We start from the raw sequence: 19,358 nt of genomic DNA on the forward strand, positions 1-19,358 counted from the left end.
CTATGGGCCTGAAAAGTTTTCTCGAGAAAATAGAGCACCACTTTGAAGCGGGTGGCAAATTAGAAAAGTACTATCCGCTGTATGAAGCTGCTGCCACCATTTTCTATACTCAGGGCAAAGTGACACCGGGTGCTTCTCATGTGCGAGATGCCATCGATCTGAAACGGATGATGATTCTGGTCTGGCTGGCGGTCTTCCCGGCCATGTTCTGGGGGATGTACAACGTCGGTGCCCAGGCGATTCCGGCGCTGAACCAACTCTACAGTGGTGCGGAGCTACAACAGATTATTGCCAGTGATTGGCATTACCAACTGGCACACATGTTGGGGGTCTCCTTTGCACCCGATGCGGGCTGGATAAGTAAGATGGTGCTGGGTGCCGCCTACTTCCTGCCTATTTATGCGGTGGTGTTTTTGGTGGGTGGTTTCTGGGAAGTGGTTTTTTCCATTGTCCGCAAACATGAAATCAACGAAGGCTTCTTCGTTACCTCAATCTTATTCTCGCTGATTGTGCCGCCAACATTGCCACTTTGGCAGGCGGCGCTGGGGATCTCATTTGGCGTGGTGATCGGCAAAGAGATCTTCGGCGGCACGGGGCGTAACTTCCTCAACCCTGCTTTGGCTGGACGTGCTTTCCTGTTCTTTGCTTATCCCGCGCAGATATCCGGTGATTTAGTGTGGACCGCGGCGGATGGTTTTTCCGGTGCAACCCCCTTGTCACAATGGACGGTTAACGGTAGCCACAGCTTGCTCAACACAGTGACCCACCAACCTATCACTTGGATGGATGCCTTCCTCGGCAATATTCCCGGCTCTATTGGTGAAGTCTCTACGCTGATGATTTTGATTGGCGGGGCCATTATTCTATTTGCCCGCGTGGCCTCTTGGCAGATTGTCGCTGGCGTGATGCTTGGCATGATTGCGACCGCTTGCTTATTTAATTGGATAGGATCTGACACCAACCCGCTGTTTGCCATGCCATGGTATTGGCATCTGGTCCTGGGTGGTTTTGCTTTCGGCATGGTCTTTATGGCGACCGATCCCGTCTCGGCCTCTTTTACCAATACGGGCAAGTGGTGGTATGGCGGCTTGATTGGTGCAATGTGTGTCTTAATCCGTGTGATCAATCCGGCTTATCCGGAGGGAATGATGCTGGCTATCCTGTTTGCCAACCTGTTTGCGCCACTGTTCGACTATGTGGTTGTTCAGGCCAATATCAAGCGGAGGAAAGCCCGTGGCGAGTGATAAACCAAGAAATAATGACAGCATCGGCAAAACGTTGCTGGTGGTGATAGTACTGTGTCTGGTGTGTTCTGTGGTTGTTGCGGGCGCGGCTGTGGGGCTGAAAGCTAAACAGCAAGAACAGCGTCTGCTGGATAAACAGCGCAATATTCTAGCGGTGACCGGTTTACTGCAACCGAGAATGCCTGCAGAAGAAGTACAGCGTGAGTTTGCTGAACGCATTGAACCCCGCTTACTTGATTTGCAAAGCGGTGAATTTATCAAACAAGATCCCGCCACGTTTGACCGTACTCAGGCGTTACGAGATAACCAAATGAGTATCGCACTGACTGCGGCACAAGATATTGCGGGTATCCGTCGTCGGGCTAATATCGTTGAAATTTATCTGGTACGCGGTGAAAACGGTCAGATCAATAAGATAGTCCTGCCAGTCTATGGCTCTGGTTTGTGGTCAATGATGTATGCCTTTGTGGCCATCGATAGTGACGGCAAAACCGTTCGCGGTATCACCTATTACGATCATGGTGAGACGCCGGGGCTGGGCGGTGAAATTGAAAACCAAAACTGGCGTAACCAGTGGATTGGCAAGCGGTTATTTGACGACCAGGGGCAGCCGGCTATTCGCATCGTTAAAGGGCGTGCGCCAGCTAACGATCCCCATGCGATCGATGGTTTATCAGGGGCGACGCTGACCTCAAACGGGGTGCAAAACAGCTTCGATTTTTGGCTCGGTGAAAACGGCTTTGGCCCGTTCCTGAAAAAAGTGCGCCAAGGAGCGTTAAAAAATGGCTGATACCAAAGAGATTAAGCGGGTCTTATTCGGACCGTTATTTGATAACAACCCCATTGCGTTACAGATCCTCGGGGTTTGCTCAGCGTTGGCGGTGACAACCAAGCTGGAAACCGCCTTAGTGATGACACTGGCGGTGACCTTGGTGACAGCCTTCTCCAGCTTCTTCATCTCATTGATTCGTAATCATATTCCAAACAGTGTGCGTATCATTGTTCAGATGGTGATTATTGCCTCACTGGTTATTGTGGTGGATCAGATCCTGCGTGCCTATGCCTATGAGATATCCAAACAGCTGTCAGTGTTTGTCGGCTTGATAATCACTAACTGCATCGTGATGGGGCGTGCAGAAGCCTACGCGATGAAATCCCCACCGATTGAAAGCTTTATGGATGGCATTGGTAATGGTTTGGGTTATGGCGTGGTTTTAGTGCTGGTGGGCTTTGTCCGAGAACTGATTGGCTCCGGTAAACTATTTGGTGTGTCGGTGCTTGAAACCGTCCAGAACGGTGGGTGGTATCAGCCAAATGGATTGTTCTTACTGGCACCTAGCGCATTCTTTATCATTGGTTTGCTGATTTGGGGCCTGCGGACCCTGAAACCTGCGCAGATTGAGAAGGAGTAATTGACGATGGAACATTACATCAGTCTATTTGTCCGCGCAGTGTTTGTGGAAAATATGGCTTTAGCGTTCTTCTTGGGGATGTGTACTTTCCTGGCCGTTTCCAAGAAAGTGTCCACTGCCTTCGGCCTTGGCATTGCGGTCACGGTCGTTTTGGGTATCTCAGTACCGGCGAACAATCTGGTTTATAACCTGGTGTTGCGGGATGGCGCATTGGTCGAAGGTGTTGATCTCAGCTTCCTGAACTTCATCACCTTTATTGGTGTTATTGCCGCCATTGTGCAGGTGCTGGAGATGATCCTCGATCGTTATTTCCCAGCTTTGTACAACGCGCTGGGCATTTTCTTGCCTCTGATAACCGTAAACTGCGCCATCTTTGGCGGCGTCTCCTTTATGGCACAACGTGATTACAACTTCCCTGAATCGATTGTTTATGGCTTTGGTTCCGGTCTCGGGTGGATGTTGGCGATTGTGGCGTTAGCGGGTATTCGCGAAAAAATGAAATATGCCAATGTGCCTGCGGGTTTACAGGGGTTAGGGATCACCTTTATCACGACCGGATTGATGGCATTGGGGTTTATGTCTTTCGCCGGTGTGAGCCTATAAAAGCAGGAATAATTCATGGAAATAATTCTGGGCGTAGTGATGTTTACCCTCATCGTGCTGGCGCTGACGGTAATGATTTTATTTGCCAAATCAAAGCTGGTGAATACCGGTGATATTACCGTTGATATCAATGAAGATGCGGAAAAGAGTTTTGTTGCCCCTGCGGGGGATAAACTGCTCAACATGTTGTCCAGCCACGGTATTTTCGTTTCTTCAGCTTGTGGCGGCGGCGGTTCTTGTGGGCAGTGCCGTGTGAAGATCAAAGAAGGCGGTGGGGATATTCTGCCAACAGAGCTTTCTCATATCTCAAAGCGCGAAGCCAAAGAGGGTTGCCGGTTGGCTTGTCAGGTTAGCGTGAAGCAGAATCTGAAAATTGAATTGCCGGAAGAGATCTTTGGTGTGAAAAAATGGGAGTGCGAAGTTATCTCTAATGATAACAAAGCCACATTTATCAAAGAGCTAAAGCTGAAAATACCTGATGGTGAGGTCGTCCCGTTCCGCGCGGGCGGTTTTATTCAAATAGAGGCTGAACCTCATACCGTCAAATACGCTGATTTTGATGTGCCAGAGGAATATCGTGGCGACTGGGATAAATTCAATTTGTTCCGATATGAGTCAGTGGCCACTGAGCAGACGGTACGTGCTTACTCCATGGCAAACTACCCAGAAGAGCGCGGCATCATCATGCTTAACGTGCGAATTGCTGCGCCACCACCTTCACAACCTGATGCGCCTCCAGGGATAATGTCCTCATATATCTGGTCACTGAAACCGGGTGATAAAGTGGTTATTTCTGGGCCATTTGGTGAATTTTTCGCTAAAGATACCGACGCAGAGATGGTCTTTATTGGCGGTGGTGCGGGTATGGCACCGATGCGTTCGCATATCTTTGATCAGCTTAAGCGGCTGCATTCGAAGCGTAAAATCAGTTTTTGGTATGGTGCCCGTTCGAAGCGTGAAATGTTCTATGAAGAAGATTTTGACCAACTACAGGCCGAGAATGATAATTTCCGTTGGTATGTTGCGCTCTCTGACCCACAACCAGAGGATAACTGGACGGGCTATACTGGGTTTATTCATAACGTATTATTGGAAAATTATCTTAAAAATCATCCAGCGCCAGAAGATTGCGAATTCTATATGTGTGGTCCGCCAATGATGAATGCGGCAGTCATCAAGATGCTAAAAGATCTCGGCGTGGAAGACGATAATATTATGCTTGATGATTTCGGTGGCTAATTGCTTACCATCCGGTTTCAAGTACCAAGGGAATAGGGCTATTGGGGATATCGTGCAAAAACAGTTAATACATTGGTTAATGACGGTGGCGGGGGTTTTGCTGCTGACGGGATGTGGCCCCGAGCAAATCAATCTCGAAGGCAAAACTATGGGAACCTCATACTCAATTAAGTATGTGAGTGACTCATCTACACCCGGCCCAGAGACGCTACAGCAGGAGATCGATCGCGAGCTAGAAGCCGTTAATGACCAGATGTCGACGTATCGGCCAGGCTCTGAATTGAGCCGTTTCAACCAAAGTCGGCAGGTGAATACGCCTTTCCCGGTTTCAGCCGCGACCGCGAAAGTGGTACGGGAAGCTATCCGAATTAACCGCCTAACCGACGGTGCGTTGGATGTGACGGTCGGGCCATTGGTGAACTTGTGGGGTTTCGGCCCTGAAGGGCGGCCAGATGTGGTTCCTACCGAAGATGAAATTGCCAAACGGCGGGCATGGGTCGGTATTGATAAACTTGCGGTAGAAAACGGTGCTTTGGTTAAGCGAATCCCCGAGTTGTATGTCGATCTCTCCTCCATTGCTAAAGGCTATGGGGTAGATGTAGTTGCTGAATATCTGGAAGCTAATAATATCACCAACTATATGGTTGATATCGGTGGTGAGGTGCGGACTCGTGGCAACAATGGGGAAAGCAAACCGTGGCGTATCGCTATTGAAAAGCCAGTGTCCGGCCTGGCTCAGAGTGCTCAAGAGATTATCGAACCTGGGCGTATGGCAATAGCCACTTCTGGGGATTATCGTAATTATTTCGAGCAGAATGGTGTACGTTATTCTCACACCATTGATCCTGAAACTGGCCGACCAATCAACCATCGGTTAGTGTCGATCACCGTTTTAGATCCGAGCTGTATGACCGCTGATGGACTATCTACCGGATTAGATGTTCTTGGGCCTGAGCGGGGAATGGCATTGGCTAATTTACTGGGTATTCCGGTACTTATGATAGTCAAAACCGATGACGGCTTTGAAGAGCGTTATTCCGATGCATTCCAGCCTTTTCGGCAAAAACGACCTTAATCTGGAGGGGATATGTTGACAGTTTTTATCGCGTCCTTTGTCTTTTTCCTATTGGTTATCGCTGCGATGTCGCTGGGCTATATCGTAAAACGTAAAACCTTGCAAGGCAGTTGCGGCGGCATTGGGGCGTTGGGGATGGAAAAAGTATGTGATTGCCCTGAGCCTTGTGATTCACGTAAGAAACGTTTAGCCAAAGAGGCAGCGCGCCAAAAAGCACTGGATCAATATCGTATTTTATAACCAGAGCCAAGACAGTTAAGAATAAGTCGATACGGTAAATAATGTAGAGACTCTAAAGCCCCAGTCAGCTATCTGTTGGCTGGGGCTTTATCATTTAGATTCATATAAAGGAATAATTGATGATTTGTGTAGAAAATAAATATTAATGTGTTTTTATCGCTGACTTGTCTCTATCCTCTGCCAGATATTTATAATCATTTATCCTCACTGACAATCTTTTTAAATTTAGCCGGTGAATCAACCATAACACCATCCGCACCTAATTCTTTTGCTTTCTTATAATCTTCTGGGGTATTGATGCCGAAGAAAATAATATGCGCATTAGTGTTTTTACGGAAACAATCAACAGCTTCTTTATCCCAACTTAATACGGCCTTAGAGCGCCCTTCACCCAGAGTATATTTTTCCACGACTTCAACATTTCGATGTAACTCTAAGCCATACCAACGTTCTTTATTATCTGTTGGTAAATTACATTTATGATCCATGGTAATGTTGGCTAACTGAGTACGTGTAAGGTCGCGGCTTTCGAAACGTTTTATCTGATGTGATGGGTCATTAGTCTTATTCACGGCATCCAGTGCAGTTAAATAAGTATCATCGGTGGAGTAGACTCGGGTGCGGGATAGGCGGTTTTTCTCGCCTTTAGTTGTCTCCTCAAGTGTTTTTTGCAGTGCTTTAGCAAAGGTCGCCGGATTTGCATCGGGTGATTTGATGTCGAGATAAAATGTTGTGGTGGGAAATTGTTTCAATACATCATCAAGTGTGGGAATACCAATATGCACGCCAGGTTTAGGTGTAATATTATTTTTTTTATCATAAGCCATATTGGCATCAACTTGTGCAAGTTGCTGTGTGGTATAAGCAGAGACTTTGCCCGATTGATTGGTGAGTTCCTTAAGGTCAGAAGGGCGATATAGTACAGGAATGTTATTTTTTGAGAGTTGTAGTGTGATCCAAATTGCATCTGCACCATTATCTAGCGCTTTTTTTATCGCTGGCAACGTATTTTCTGGTGCGTCAGCGGTTCCTCCTCGGTGGGCAATAATTTGTGGTTTCGGGGATGATAATACAGGCAATGTAACGGACTGCGCGTTTGCCGCAAAACTAGAGGATAATAGTAAAGTAGCCATTATATAATTTCGCATAATATTCGTTTTCCAACCATTAGTTAATAATGAATCTTCTTGAGGTGAGTGTTAATCATATAACTTACATTTTTCTACCTTGTCGAATTTAATGGTTTTTTTTTTAAAATAAATAACAAAATACTTAAAAACCTCAATAACAGAATTCAATTCTGTTATATGTGTAATTGGTTCGTGTTTTGATTAGGATAATTACTACCCCCTTTCAATTGAAGGGTTGGTGTCGTGGATTAGGATAATCTTGAATTTTCCCCACTTAACTGTATTCTTATACAGTGGTTTGGTTGGGGGAGATAAAATGCGAAAAATTATTCACGTAGATATGGATTGCTTCTTCGCGGCAGTAGAAATGCGCGATGATCCTAGCCTGCGCGATATCCCCATCGCGATTGGTGGTAGCAGGGATCGGCGTGGTGTTATCAGCACAGCCAATTATCCCGCCAGGCGCTATGGCGTCCGCAGTGCGATGCCAACGGCAATGGCATTGAAACTTTGCCCACAGCTTAAAGTTATCCCCGGCCGAATGGCGGCGTATAAAGAAGCTTCACTGCATATTCGTGAAATTTTTGCCCGCTATACCCCATTGATTGAACCGCTATCCTTGGATGAAGCCTATCTGGATGTATCTGATTGCCTCGCGTGTAGCGGCTCCGCCACCTTAATTGCACAAGAAATTCGTCAGTTGATTGCTGATGAACTGAATCTGACCGCCTCGGCAGGCATTGCCCCCATAAAGTTTCTGGCTAAGATCGCATCTGATTTAAATAAGCCCAATGGACAATATGTGATCACACCCGATCAGGTCTTGCCTTTCTTGCATGATTTACCGTTGAGTAAAATTCCTGGTGTCGGGAAAGTGACTGCTAAGCGTTTGCAAGAAGTGGGGTTGGTCACCTGTAGTGATGTACAAAACTATCCGCAAGCTGAATTATTAAAGCGTTTTGGTAAATTTGGTCATGTGCTGTGGGAACGTAGCCAAGGTATTGATGAGCGAGAAGTCTCTCCTGATCGCTTACGTAAATCAGTGGGTGTCGAAAGAACGCTGGCAGAAGATATTCATGATTGGGATGACTGTGAGTCATTGATTGAGCAGTTATATATTGAGTTGGAAATGCGTTTACGTAAGGTGAGGCCGGATCTACATATTGCCCGGCAAGGGGTTAAGCTGAAATTTCACGATTTTCAGCAAACGACGCAGGAACATGTTTGGCCGCAACTGAATAAAGCTGATTTGCTGCAAGTTGCGCGAACTGCATGGAACGAGCGGCGTGCTGGGCGGGGGGTACGTTTGGTAGGATTGCATGTCACTTTGCTCGACCCACAACTTGAGCGACAACTGTTGCTCAGTTGGGAATAGCACCGCATAAAAAAACGGCAGACCCATAGCCCGCCGTTATCGAATCAATAGCTTAACTAAACCTATTTATGCACGTTCTGGAATCGCTTTGAGCAGCGCAGTCAGTAACTGCCAATATTGACCCACGCTCTCGATATGAACTTGCTCATCCGGCGAATGCGGGCCGGTCATGGTTGGCCCAATCGACACCATATCCATATCTGGGTAAGGTTTTTTGAACAGACCACACTCCAGACCGGCATGGATCACCATGATATTGGGCGTTTTGTTGAATAGCTTTTGGTAGGTTTCTCGCACCAATGCCATGACCGGAGAGCTAGGGTCTGGCTGCCAGCCAGGGTAGCCGCCTTTGGGCGAGGTTTTAGCCCCTGCCAACTGACCTATTGCTGTCAGCATGCTCACCACGTAATCTTTGCCGCTGTCGATCAAAGAACGAATCAGGCAAATGATCTCTGCTTCATTCTCATTCATGGTAACCACACCTACATTCAGTGAGGTTTCTACCACGCCTTTAACGGCATCGCTCATGCGAATCACACCGTTTGGTGTTGCATTTAACAATGCCACCAAGCGTTGTTGGGTCTCTTTCGTCAGAGCCTTCGCATCGGTAGTCACTGGTTCAAGCAGCACAGTCAGATTTTTTTCCACTGCGGCCAATTCGTTTTTCAGTGTCGCCAGATAATCTTGACTCAAGCTTTTCAGTTGATCGATTTTATCTGTAGCAATGGCTAGCGTGACAGAGCCTTCACGCGGGATCGCGTTACGCAATGTGCCGCCATTTAGATCCAATACCCGCAGGTCTAAATCCTTTGCTTGTTCAAACAGGAAGCGGGCCAGCAGTTTGTTAGCATTGCCTAAACCTAAATGGATATCCGCCCCAGAGTGACCGCCTTTCAGGCCTTTTAAGGTCAGTTTCCAGGTTTGGTAACCTGCGGGGATAGCTTCGCGCTTCAGTGCCAAAGTAGTGATGAAATCAATACCACCGGCGCAACCCATATAGATCTCACCCTCCTGCTCGGAGTCGGTGTTGATCAGAATATCGGCCTTCAACCAGTTCGGTTGCAGGCCGAATGCGCCATCCATACCCGCTTCTTCGGTCATGGTCAGCAACACTTCCAGTGGGCCATGCTCGACACTGTCGTCAGACAACACTGCCAGCGCGGAGGCCATACCAATGCCATTATCTGCCCCTAATGTGGTGCCACGGGCTTTAACCCATTCACCATCGATATAAGGCTGAATTGGGTCTTTGGTGAAGTCATGTACCGTATCATTATTCTTCTGCGGAACCATATCCAAATGGGCTTGCAGTGCAACGGGCTTACGGTTCTCCATCCCTTTGGTAGCAGGCTTACGCAGCAGGATATTACCGACTTGATCACGCTCGGCGTGCAGACCTTTTTCTTTGGCCCACGTCATAATATGCTGTGCTAGCGCTTCTTCATGGTAAGACGGGTGTGGGATCGAGCAGATTTTTGCAAAAATATCCCACAACGGCTGAGGCGAAAGTTGAGACAGTTCAGACACTGTAAGTCTCCTGTAATAGCATTCTCATATCGGCAGCCTCGCAGTGGAGATGTCAGAGATGCTATTGGGTTGATGACTAAAGATTTTTGGGGTAGTGATAAACCGCCATCGAGATGGCGAGATAGTTTGAGAATATCACTTTCATTGGCGTTGCGCGCGTATCGCCGCACAATTACTGTAACTGTTCTGATTAATTAGCCAGATAATTGCTGGTTTTTATCCGGCTGGCTCACTATAATCTCGCGCAACCTTTTTTCCCCTTCTGATACATGGCAAGCCACTTTTATACTGGCTGGGATTACATTTTATGAGCGAAAAATACGTCGTTACCTGGGATATGTTGCAAATTCACGCCCGCAAACTGGCACAGCGTTTACTGCCAGCCGAGCAATGGAAGGGTATCATCGCGGTGAGCCGTGGTGGGTTAGTACCGGCTGGTATTCTGGCGCGTGAGCTGGGTATTCGTTATGTAGACACCGTGTGCATTTCTAGCTATGACCATGATAATCAACGTGATCTTAAAGTCTTAAAACGCGCTGAAGGCGACGGTGAAGGCTTTATCGTGATTGATGATTTGGTTGATACTGGCGGCACTGCGAAAGCCATTCGCGATATGTATCCCAAAGCACACTTTGTCACTATCTTCGCCAAACCGGCGGGCCGCCCATTAGTTGATGACTATGTGGTTGATATTCCGCAGGACACCTGGATTGAACAGCCATGGGATATGGCGGTGACCTTTGTTGCCCCTCTGAGCAGCAAATAATTTATCCAACTTTACACGCTCGGTCTTGACCGGGCGTTTCATTTTTCCCGCAGTATGAGTACACTTGACTCCATCTGAGCAGCCCTTACCGGGCCTGATTCACGGCTTATGGAGGCTATTGTTACCATGGCACAAGCCAACCTTTCTGAAATTCTGTTCAAACCCAAATTTAAGCACCCTGAAACCTCAACGTTAGTCCGACATGCCCATTGCAATCATTCGATGAGTGTTCATTCAGCATTGGATGGCGACACCGCTAGTCATTGGTATCGAATGATTAACCGTCTCATGTGGACTTGGCGGGGTGTTGACCCCCTTGAGATAGAAGAGGTTTTATCGCGCATCGCCTGTTCAAAAGCAGAACACAGCGACAATGAACTGCTGGATACTGTGGTGGGTTATCGTAACGGTAACTGGATCTATGAATGGGCCCATCAAGCAATGCAGTGGCAGCAAAAAGCGATGGAAGAAACTGACCCAGCGAATGCGGGCCAATATTGGTTAAATGCAGCCAATCTCTACAGCATCGGCAGCTACCCGCATCTGAAAGGGGATGAGCTGGCCGAGCAGGTCGAAGTACTGTCTAACCGTGCCTATGAAGCCGCCGCCGAGCATCTGCCCTACACGTTGAAAAAGCTTGATTTCGCTATTTCCGATGGTGGCACGCTTTCCTGCTTCCTGCATATGCCAACCGTCGGCAGTGCGCCATTCCCGACGGTGCTGATATGCGGCGGACTGGATACCCTGCAAAGTGATTATCACCGCTTATTCCGCGACTATCTCGCGCCAAAAGGGATAGCCATGTTGACCATCGACATGCCATCCGTAGGGGCATCATCACGCTGGAAATTAACCCAAGACACCAGCTATCTGCATCAACAAGTATTGCATGCGTTGCCGGATATTCCGTGGGTTGATCATCAGCGAGTCAGCGTTTTCGGCTTACGTTTCGGCGCGAATGTGGCGGTACGCTTAGGTTATCTGGAACCTCAGCGGGTACGCGCGGTGGCATGTCTCGGGCCGATTGTTCATCATCTATTGTGCAACAGTGATAGCCAACGCAAAGTGCCGGATATGTATATGGATGTGATGGCCAGCCGCTTGGGCATGGCGGATGCGTCTGATGAAACACTGAAAACAGAAATGAATCGCTATTCACTGAAAACGCAAGGGTTGTTGGGGCGGCGCTGCCAAACGCCAATGTTGGCAGGTTTCTGGGAAAACGACCCCTTCAGCCCGAAAGAAGAGTCGAAACTTATTTGCTCTTCCTCTTCGGACGGCAAATTACTGGCTATATCATCTACGCCGCTGTATGACAATTTCCATCGCGCATTATTGCAAACCAGCCAATGGTTAGAAGATAAAATGCGTTAATGAGTTGCTAATTTTTAACAGTTTGCTAAAAAGGTGCGTCTACATAAGGAGATTTAAGAATGACGTCAACCAGTGCTCATCCTAAAAGCAAGCTTATGAAACGTTTTGCCGCTTTGGGACCATACCTACGTGAAGGGCAGTGCCAGAATGACCGTTTTTTCTTTGACTGTTTAGCTGTTTGCGTCAATGTGAAGCTTGCTCCAGAGAAGCGTGAGTTCTGGGGATGGTGGATAGAGCTGGAGCCTGCGGCAGACCATTTCACCTATGTTTACCAGTTTGGCCTGTTTAATAAAGAGGGCAGTTGGAAAGCGGAAAACATTAAAGATCCTGAAGTACAAGAGAAGTTGGAGACCACATTACGCGGTTTTCACAAGCGCCTGGCCGAAATGCTAACCTCTATCGAGATGAGATTGGTGCCAGCGCAACATTTTAGCGAACAGCCCGTTAAGCTGTCCGCGTAAGAATAGCGTTGTTAATACCTAATGTTGTTAATAGCCAATTAAGAACAGCATGCTCAAAGTCATCAATTAAGAAGCCCATCCCCCCTTTAGCACAATAAAAGGGGGGATTTCTCATCATGCCTGTTGGCATAATGCTTCGCGCCTGCTACAACGTTTGATCTATCATTTCTTTTTTAATTATCCCAACGGCAGAAAAATTATGAGTGGCAGCCAGACATTGGTTGTGAAATTGGGGACGAGTGTGCTGACGGGCGGTTCCCGTCGTCTTAACCGTGCCCATATTGTTGAACTGGTGCGCCAATGCGCCCAGCAACACGCCAAAGGTCATCGTATTGTTATTGTCACCTCTGGGGCGATTGCCGCAGGACGTGAACACTTGGGTTACCCAGAATTACCCGCCACCATTGCCTCGAAGCAACTGTTGGCCGCAGTCGGGCAAAGCCGACTGATTCAGCTCTGGGAACAGCTGTTTTCTATCTATGGCATCCATGTGGGCCAGATGCTGCTGACCCGTGCTGACTTAGAAGATCGTGAGCGATTTTTGAATGCGCGCGACACCATGAACGCCTTGCTGGATAACCGCATCGTTCCCGTCATCAATGAGAATGATGCCGTTGCTACCGCTGAAATCAAAGTGGGCGACAACGATAATCTCTCGGCACTGGCAGCCATTCTGGCTGGTGCAGACAAGTTGCTGTTACTGACCGATCAAACGGGCTTATACACCGCAGATCCCCGTAACAACCCAGAAGCAGAACTGATTCGTGAAGTGCATGGTATTGATGATGCCTTGCGTGAAATTGCGGGTGATAGCGTCTCTGGTCTCGGCACCGGTGGTATGGCGACGAAACTGCAAGCCGCTGATGTTGCGTGCCGTGCGGGTATTGATGTGGTGATTGCGGCAGGGAATCAGGCCAGCGTGATTGCTGATGTGATTGACGGCACCCCAGTCGGCACTCGTTTTCACGCGCTGGAAACACCGCTGGAGAACCGTAAGCGCTGGATTTTTGGTGCGCCACCGGCGGGCGAAATTACCGTCGATGATGGTGCGGTCTCTGCCATTATGGAGCGGGGAAGTTCGCTGTTGCCAAAAGGTATCCGCAGCGTCAAAGGGAACTTCTCCCGTGGTGAAGTGATCCGCATCCGCAACCTCAGTGGGCGAGATTTGGCCCACGGCGTATCACGGTATAACAGTGACGCCTTGCGCCTGTTAGCGGGGCACCACTCGCAACAAATCAGTGAAATCCTCGGATATGAATACGGCCCGGTGGCTGTTCACCGTGACGATATGATTGTCAGTTAAGGAGCAAGCATGAGCATGCTGGAACAGATGGGGAAGGCCGCTAAACAGGCTTCCTGGCAATTAGCGATGCTAAGCACAGCCAGAAAAAATCAGGCACTCGCTGTCATCGCAAACCTGTTGGAGTCTGAAAGTCAGGCCATTTTGCAAGCCAACGAACAAGATATGCAAACCGCCCGCGACAGTGGTATGAGTGAAGCGCTGCTCGATCGGCTGTTATTATCGCCCGCACGATTAGCTGCCATTGCTAATGATGTGCGTCAGGTATGCCGCCTGAATGACCCTGTAGGCCGGGTGATTGATGGTAGCTTGCTCGACAGCGGCTTGAAACTTGAACGCCGCCGTGTACCGCTGGGGGTGATTGGTGTCATTTATGAAGCCCGCCCGAATGTCACCATTGATGTGGCCAGCTTATGCCTAAAGACCGGCAATGCGGTGATTTTGCGTGGTGGGAAAGAGACACATCACACCAATCAGGCTACGGTGAAAGTGATCCAACAGGCGTTGGAGCAATGCGGTTTACCCGCAGCGGCAGTGCAGGCAATTGAAAGCCCGGACCGCGAGTTGGTGAATGAATTACTGCGTATGGATCGCTATGTTGATATGTTGATTCCACGTGGTGGTGCCGGTCTCCATAAACTGTGCCGTGAGCAATCGACTATTCCGGTGATTACTGGCGGGATTGGTGTTTGCCATACTTTTGTCGATGAAAGCGCCGATGTTGAGAAGGCGCTATTGGTGATTGAAAACGCAAAAATCCAGCGGCCAAGTGCCTGTAACTCGCTGGAAACTTTGCTGGTTCATCAGTCCATCGCTGAAAGTTTCCTACCTGTATTGAGCGCCAGAATGCATGCCTTTGGTGTGATACTCCATGCCAGCCCGCAGGCCATGCCGTATCTGGTGGAAGCTAAGGCCAAAGTGGTGGCCGTGGAAGCTGCAGATTACGATGACGAGTGGTTATCGTTGGATCTGAATGTGGATATTGTGGCTGATATCGATGCTGCCATAGATCATATCCGCGAACATGGCACCAGCCATTCCGACGCCATTTTGACGCGCTCACTCAGTAGTGCTGAACATTTTGTCCGTGCGGTGGATTCATCAGCGGTCTATGTCAATGCCAGCACGCGTTTCACTGATGGTGGTCAATTCGGTTTAGGGGCAGAAGTTGCCGTCAGCACACAAAAACTTCATGCCCGTGGCCCTATGGGGCTGGATGCATTGACGACTTATAAGTGGATTGGCTACGGCGACGATTTAGTTCGCACCTGATTAACCGCAGATTGCGGTATATGCATGAAAGCGATATCTGGCACTTGTCAGTATCGCTTTATTTTTAACTCTCCTGACTCCCCGTCGAAAATACAAAAAATAACCGCTAAAGTAATGCTGACATCTGCCGATAACCATTCCGGTATTTATAGGCTTTTAATAATCTGGGTAGCCAGGGCGATAAATTAAAGATGGGGAATGGCAGGTGAGCGAAACGTCTAAAGAAAATTTTGTCAAAACGAATAAATTAGCGATCTGTGCAATTCTTCGGGACTTAAAGAAGAATGATACTGCAGTGATGGTGACCCATGCCCGCGGGCAATTTATTAGCCGTATTCTGGATGTAGTGCCCGAAACTAATCAGTTTATTTTTGATTTTGGCAGCGTGGAACATGAAAATATTTCAGCTCTCGCTGCTAATCAAATAACTCTCATTGCGGAACCTACTGGTGCAAAAATAGAGTTCACCTGTAGTCCATTGAAAGAAATAAAGTATTTATCGCTGCCAGCCTTTAGCACCTCCCTTCCTGAGCAACTTTACTTTATTCAACGACGGGAATATTTTCGCGTCAATATTCCTCAGTGGCCCGCTTATTACTGCTCAGGAAAATTCGCTGATGGCAGTAAGTTCTCCTATACGTTAGCAGATGTCTCCTTGGGGGGAATGGGTCTATATGCCCTGAAAGGCAGTGAGTTCCCGCTGCAAGGATGTGGAATTCTACGTGATGTCTCGGTTGATTTATGCGGCTTTGGCATTTTTAAATTGGACCTGCAATTTATCCGATCCATTGATAAAAAAGTGGTGAATAACAAAGGCGAAACACTCACGATGCAACGGCTGAGTTTTAAATTCTCTCGTTTAAGTCCGATCCAAGAAAAAGGGCTGCAACGTGCTATTTTTGAACTGGAAAAGCAGCAAAGCGCCAAGGCGCGAAAATTTCAGGACGGCATGTAATCGAGGAATTCCAACATGATATGAACACAATCGAGATAGTCAATCAGAGCTATCTCGACTGAATAAAATAAAAACTGAAAAATATGTTGAATTATCATGCAACTGGCCCAATATTATAAGCTGGCTATTAAGGAGGATTAAGCATGGGGATCAGCGAAGAAGAGAGTATCCGCCGTTTGACTGATGAGAAAAACTCGATTGGTCATTCGGCTAAATGGGTAGCGATAATATCTGCTGTCTATTTTGTCATTATGCTGTTTTATCAGCATGAGTTGGGTGTATTAAGCTTGGCTGGTGGTATTTTTATCGTGTCATTCTCCATCTGGATGAAGAAACGCCAAAAAGTAAAATCTTACAGAAATCAGTTGCAGCAGATGGGCGAAGATAAAATAGTTTAATCTAGAAATAACATCCCCTTTGACTGATGGATCAGAAGAACAGCAGGCGCCATGCCCGATGAACTGTTCATCCGATTATCAGTGCTTAACGTTTCTTCGTTTGCAGCCTTGCAAGCGCTCCTTGAATATTGTCTCCATCTCCATCTCCATCTCCATCTATCGTATTATTTCAGTGACTTAGACATATTAAAGCCGGTGACTACGAATGCCATTTGCTCATACAATCTTTTAGCTTGGGGATTATCAGCCGCTACCCGCAGTTTTATCTCGAATATACCCTGATCGATCAATCGTTTTTCCAATGCTTCTAAACACGCCGAGCCATAACCCTGACGTTGACACTGCGGTAGTACGTAGAAATCCTTAATAAAGGCCGCACTATCCTCTTTACCTAACCCATACCATAAATAACCCACCAATTGCTCTTCACCGCCGATATCATCTCTATTTTCGATGCAAAAAAGATGGTCACTAGGGCTATTAACACCCTCCGGTAAATAGCTATCAAAGCTCTGTGTTGCATAAGCCTGAGCTTGCTCGACGCTATAGTCACTATTAGACACCAAATCTTGCGCATATTCGGTAATAAATAAATTCCTATAGTCGCCAAGCTCCTCAGCCCGCATTGCTCTGAGTGTAACCATAATATCTCCCACGCTATTGTGATGCTTCAATTCACCCACTATAGTGGATTTGGTTCAAAAAAAGCATATTAACGCTTTACAAGGAATAAGATAGATAAAGTGAATCAGCGAGTTAAACCATAATCGGGGATATTAATGACAACACAAAATAGCCATACAGATGCAGTTGAAAGGCAGTTTGGCGATCAGGCTAATGCTTATCTGACGAGTGCCGTACATGCTCAAGGTAAAGATTTACAGCGCTTGGCTACGCTACTGCAACCCCATGGTAATGCTCATTTACTCGATCTTGGATGTGGGGCCGGCCACGCCAGCTTCGCAGCGGCGGCAGTGGTGAAGTCTGTCGTTTCGTATGATCTTTCAGCACAGATGCTGCAAGTGGTCAGTCAGGCCGCCGCAGACAAAAATCTGACTAATATTGCGGTACAACAGGGGCTGGCTGAATCATTACCCTTTGGTGATCAGAGTTTTGATATTGTCATCAGTCGCTACTCTGCACACCACTGGCACGATGTCGGCCAAGCTTTACGTGAAGTTAAGCGGGTATTACGGCCGGGCGGTGAAGTTATCTTTATGGATGTGGTTTCACCCGGTCATCCTGTGCTGGATATTTATCTGCAAACGGTAGAGGTTTTACGTGATACTTCCCATGTGCGGAATTACTCGCCAGGTGAATGGCTGGCGCTGTTTACTGATGCTGGATTGGTAATTAATGAAGTGACCTCCGATCGATTATATTTGGAGTTCAGTAGCTGGATTGCCAGAATGCGCACACCCGAGTATTTTGCGACTGCAATTCGTGAGCTACAAAAATCAGCATCCGAAAGTGTGATTAATCATTATCAGATTAACGCTGACGGTTCATTTACCAGTGATATTATGATGGTTGTTGCAAAGCGTGACTAATACCCGTCATCTTTCAAGTCGCAGGAGTGTTGGCTTGCCGCCTTCCTGCATCTTGATAATCAATAAAGTATCAATCTGGGTGACGGCCAAATATATCGGCGTCTGTAGCTGTTTATTTATCTACCTGTCTCCAGTGACATAAAATATTTTATTTCCTCCTTATTCCCCTCACAATGATTGATCTTCTTTACAGAGCATTACGTCTCCTTGCATTGAGGCACTCATAATTAACCTCACAAAGACGTTACATATAACCTGTCTGTTGGAGATTTTTATGAAACTATTACCTATTATCGCAGCCGCATTTATTGCCACCGCTTCATTCGCCACTATGGCTGCACAAGAAGTGAGTCCGGAACAAGCGACGAAATTGCAAAGTATGGGGGTTATCTCTATTTCTAATGTCAGCGGTTCACCAATGGATGTGGAGTCAGCATTAAATGCGAAAGCAACCACAGATGGTGCGAGCCACTATCGGGTCATCGGCATGAGCAATCCCGGTGACTCCAGCAATTACAGTGCCAGTGCCGAGATTTATCGCTAACTTTCATCATAAATGATAATTCAATCGGTTTCTGGAGATAGTCGCGATATCGTAATAACAACAACGCTATAGTTTACAAGTAAGCCCAAGTTAGCAATCGCAAATTATTGTTACCTTGGGCTTACTTATTTCTGATCACTCATATTCCTCGCAAGAGTATTTTCTATTTGACGACTAAAAATAATTAATTATTAGAGCAATCTTAATGATAACTTAAGAAAAATAAGGTGCTATTGTGGTGTATCTGAGGCTCCGAGGAGAGGCTATGCTAAACACCGTTCGGCGTAATTTTAAAAGTCAATTTTCCTATTTGCAGCGCTTTATTGCCTCACCCCGCACGGTTGGCACGTTAGCTCCTTCTTCGCCTTGGTTGTGCCAGGCGATGTTGAATCAGGTGGATTGGAAACAACAGCTTAATATTGCTGAATTGGGCGCAGCTGATGGTGTGCTGACAAAGCGGATTTTGTCACATATGTCAGTAAACTCTCGCTTACAGGCTTACGAAATTCTGCCCCATTTTGTGCACGCATTGCATCAGATAAATGACTCGCGTTTGCAGGTCGTAGATCGCTCGGCCGAACAGTTAGATCAGAATTACGATGTTGTATTTTGTTGCTTACCACTGCTCTCGATCCCAACCAAGATCAGCATCAGAATATTGCAGCAGACCCAACAGCGTTTACGCGCAAACGGTGGAATGCTGGTATTGTTCCAATACAGCCACCTTTCCGAACCCTTGTTATCCCGCTATTTCACGTGGAAAAAGATACGGGTAGTCCGTAATTTCCCTCCCGCATTAGTTTATATTTGCCAGCCTCGTTAGCGGCCCTGTTTTGCCGTTCCTCATGTTCCATACGCCATAGCCTCTAGTTATCCAGAGGATTATTAGGCGA

General features: G+C 47.3%; 21 protein-coding genes. 18 read left to right on the top strand and 3 right to left on the bottom strand.

Annotated elements, in window-relative coordinates; genetic code table 11:
* The first annotated feature begins 2 nt into the window (after window positions 1-2).
* The 7 genes from ACZ76_RS13660 (at window position 3) to nqrM (ending at window position 5,813) form a co-directional block, all read left to right on the top strand.
* The gene (locus tag ACZ76_RS13660; RefSeq protein WP_048619403.1) at window positions 3-1,244 is read left to right on the top strand and encodes an NADH:ubiquinone reductase (Na(+)-transporting) subunit B; all 1,242 of its coding nucleotides are present in this window, start codon (window positions 3-5) and stop codon (window positions 1,242-1,244) included.
* On the top strand, window positions 1,234-2,034 hold the full coding sequence (locus ACZ76_RS13665; RefSeq protein WP_048619404.1) for a Na(+)-translocating NADH-quinone reductase subunit C: 801 nt from the start codon (window positions 1,234-1,236) through the stop codon (window positions 2,032-2,034). Before ACZ76_RS13660 ends, ACZ76_RS13665 begins: the two co-directional genes overlap by 11 nt.
* Window positions 2,027-2,656, top strand: a complete 630-nt coding sequence (locus ACZ76_RS13670) for an NADH:ubiquinone reductase (Na(+)-transporting) subunit D (RefSeq protein ID WP_042546682.1) — start codon at window positions 2,027-2,029, stop codon at window positions 2,654-2,656. The genes ACZ76_RS13665 and ACZ76_RS13670 overlap by 8 nt, the downstream gene beginning before the upstream one ends.
* 6 nt (window positions 2,657-2,662) lie before the next feature.
* On the top strand, window positions 2,663-3,259 hold the full coding sequence (gene nqrE / locus ACZ76_RS13675; protein ID WP_005274947.1) for an NADH:ubiquinone reductase (Na(+)-transporting) subunit E: 597 nt from the start codon (window positions 2,663-2,665) through the stop codon (window positions 3,257-3,259).
* A gap of 15 nt (window positions 3,260-3,274) precedes the next feature.
* Complete coding sequence (gene nqrF, locus ACZ76_RS13680) at window positions 3,275-4,498, top strand: NADH:ubiquinone reductase (Na(+)-transporting) subunit F (protein ID WP_048619405.1); 1,224 nt, start codon at window positions 3,275-3,277, stop codon at window positions 4,496-4,498.
* Between the two features lie 79 nt (window positions 4,499-4,577).
* A complete protein-coding gene (locus tag ACZ76_RS13685) occupies window positions 4,578-5,573 on the top strand; it encodes an FAD:protein FMN transferase (protein ID WP_208757865.1) in 996 nt (331 codons plus the stop codon).
* Between the two features lie 12 nt (window positions 5,574-5,585).
* Entirely contained in the window at window positions 5,586-5,813 is a 228-nt protein-coding gene (gene nqrM, locus ACZ76_RS13690; protein ID WP_048619406.1) for a (Na+)-NQR maturation NqrM, read from the top strand.
* A gap of 194 nt (window positions 5,814-6,007) precedes the next feature.
* Here nqrM and ACZ76_RS13695 read toward each other — a convergent pair whose 3' ends face one another.
* On the bottom strand, window positions 6,008-6,961 hold the full coding sequence (locus ACZ76_RS13695; RefSeq protein ID WP_048619407.1) for a glycerophosphodiester phosphodiesterase family protein: 954 nt from the start codon (window positions 6,959-6,961) through the stop codon (window positions 6,008-6,010).
* A 298-nt stretch (window positions 6,962-7,259) separates the two neighbouring features.
* Between ACZ76_RS13695 and dinB the strand changes: the two genes are divergently transcribed.
* Window positions 7,260-8,318, top strand: a complete 1,059-nt coding sequence (gene dinB, locus ACZ76_RS13700) for a DNA polymerase IV (RefSeq protein ID WP_048619408.1) — start codon at window positions 7,260-7,262, stop codon at window positions 8,316-8,318.
* A gap of 66 nt (window positions 8,319-8,384) precedes the next feature.
* On the opposite strand, the gene pepD is transcribed toward dinB, so the two are convergent.
* Window positions 8,385-9,845: a beta-Ala-His dipeptidase gene (pepD, locus tag ACZ76_RS13705; RefSeq protein WP_048619409.1), complete on the bottom strand. Its 1,461-nt coding sequence runs from the start codon at window positions 9,843-9,845 to the stop codon at window positions 8,385-8,387.
* Window positions 9,846-10,152: 307 nt separating this feature from the next.
* Between pepD and gpt the strand changes: the two genes are divergently transcribed.
* From gpt to ACZ76_RS13740, 7 genes are all read left to right on the top strand, one after another.
* Window positions 10,153-10,611 (top strand): xanthine phosphoribosyltransferase, encoded by a 459-nt coding sequence (gpt, locus tag ACZ76_RS13710; RefSeq protein WP_048619410.1) that lies wholly within the window; start codon window positions 10,153-10,155, stop codon window positions 10,609-10,611.
* 126 nt (window positions 10,612-10,737) lie between these two features.
* Complete coding sequence (frsA, locus tag ACZ76_RS13715) at window positions 10,738-11,985, top strand: esterase FrsA (RefSeq protein WP_048619411.1); 1,248 nt, start codon at window positions 10,738-10,740, stop codon at window positions 11,983-11,985.
* A 59-nt stretch (window positions 11,986-12,044) separates the two neighbouring features.
* Window positions 12,045-12,446, top strand: a complete 402-nt coding sequence (crl, locus tag ACZ76_RS13720) for a sigma factor-binding protein Crl (RefSeq protein WP_048619412.1) — start codon at window positions 12,045-12,047, stop codon at window positions 12,444-12,446.
* Between the two features lie 199 nt (window positions 12,447-12,645).
* A complete protein-coding gene (gene proB, locus ACZ76_RS13725) occupies window positions 12,646-13,749 on the top strand; it encodes a glutamate 5-kinase (RefSeq protein WP_048619413.1) in 1,104 nt (367 codons plus the stop codon).
* A 15-nt stretch (window positions 13,750-13,764) separates the two neighbouring features.
* A complete protein-coding gene (gene proA, locus ACZ76_RS13730; RefSeq protein ID WP_048620304.1) occupies window positions 13,765-15,018 on the top strand; it encodes a glutamate-5-semialdehyde dehydrogenase in 1,254 nt (417 codons plus the stop codon).
* A 205-nt stretch (window positions 15,019-15,223) separates the two neighbouring features.
* Entirely contained in the window at window positions 15,224-15,973 is a 750-nt protein-coding gene (locus tag ACZ76_RS13735) for a flagellar brake protein (protein ID WP_048619414.1), read from the top strand.
* A gap of 143 nt (window positions 15,974-16,116) precedes the next feature.
* Window positions 16,117-16,371 (top strand): hypothetical protein, encoded by a 255-nt coding sequence (locus ACZ76_RS13740; RefSeq protein WP_048619415.1) that lies wholly within the window; start codon window positions 16,117-16,119, stop codon window positions 16,369-16,371.
* A gap of 164 nt (window positions 16,372-16,535) precedes the next feature.
* Here ACZ76_RS13740 and ACZ76_RS13745 read toward each other — a convergent pair whose 3' ends face one another.
* On the bottom strand, window positions 16,536-17,015 hold the full coding sequence (locus ACZ76_RS13745) for a GNAT family N-acetyltransferase (RefSeq protein ID WP_048619416.1): 480 nt from the start codon (window positions 17,013-17,015) through the stop codon (window positions 16,536-16,538).
* Window positions 17,016-17,150: 135 nt separating this feature from the next.
* On the opposite strand from ACZ76_RS13745, the gene ACZ76_RS13750 reads away from it, so the two are divergent.
* The 3 genes from ACZ76_RS13750 to ACZ76_RS13760 all read left to right on the top strand — a co-directional run bounded on the left by ACZ76_RS13750 (window position 17,151) and on the right by ACZ76_RS13760 (window position 19,288).
* Window positions 17,151-17,921 carry a class I SAM-dependent methyltransferase gene (locus tag ACZ76_RS13750; protein WP_048619417.1) on the top strand — a complete coding sequence of 257 codons (771 nt, stop codon included), beginning with the start codon at window positions 17,151-17,153 and terminating at the stop codon, window positions 17,919-17,921.
* Window positions 17,922-18,195: 274 nt separating this feature from the next.
* Entirely contained in the window at window positions 18,196-18,465 is a 270-nt protein-coding gene (locus ACZ76_RS13755; protein ID WP_048619418.1) for a YdgH/BhsA/McbA-like domain containing protein, read from the top strand.
* Window positions 18,466-18,730: 265 nt separating this feature from the next.
* Window positions 18,731-19,288: a class I SAM-dependent methyltransferase gene (locus ACZ76_RS13760; protein WP_048619419.1), complete on the top strand. Its 558-nt coding sequence runs from the start codon at window positions 18,731-18,733 to the stop codon at window positions 19,286-19,288.
* Window positions 19,289-19,358 lie beyond the last annotated feature (70 nt).

Origin of the sequence: Yersinia aleksiciae (genome assembly GCF_001047675.1) — a bacterium.
In the GTDB taxonomy this organism is placed as follows: Bacteria; Pseudomonadota; Gammaproteobacteria; order Enterobacterales; family Enterobacteriaceae; genus Yersinia; species Yersinia aleksiciae.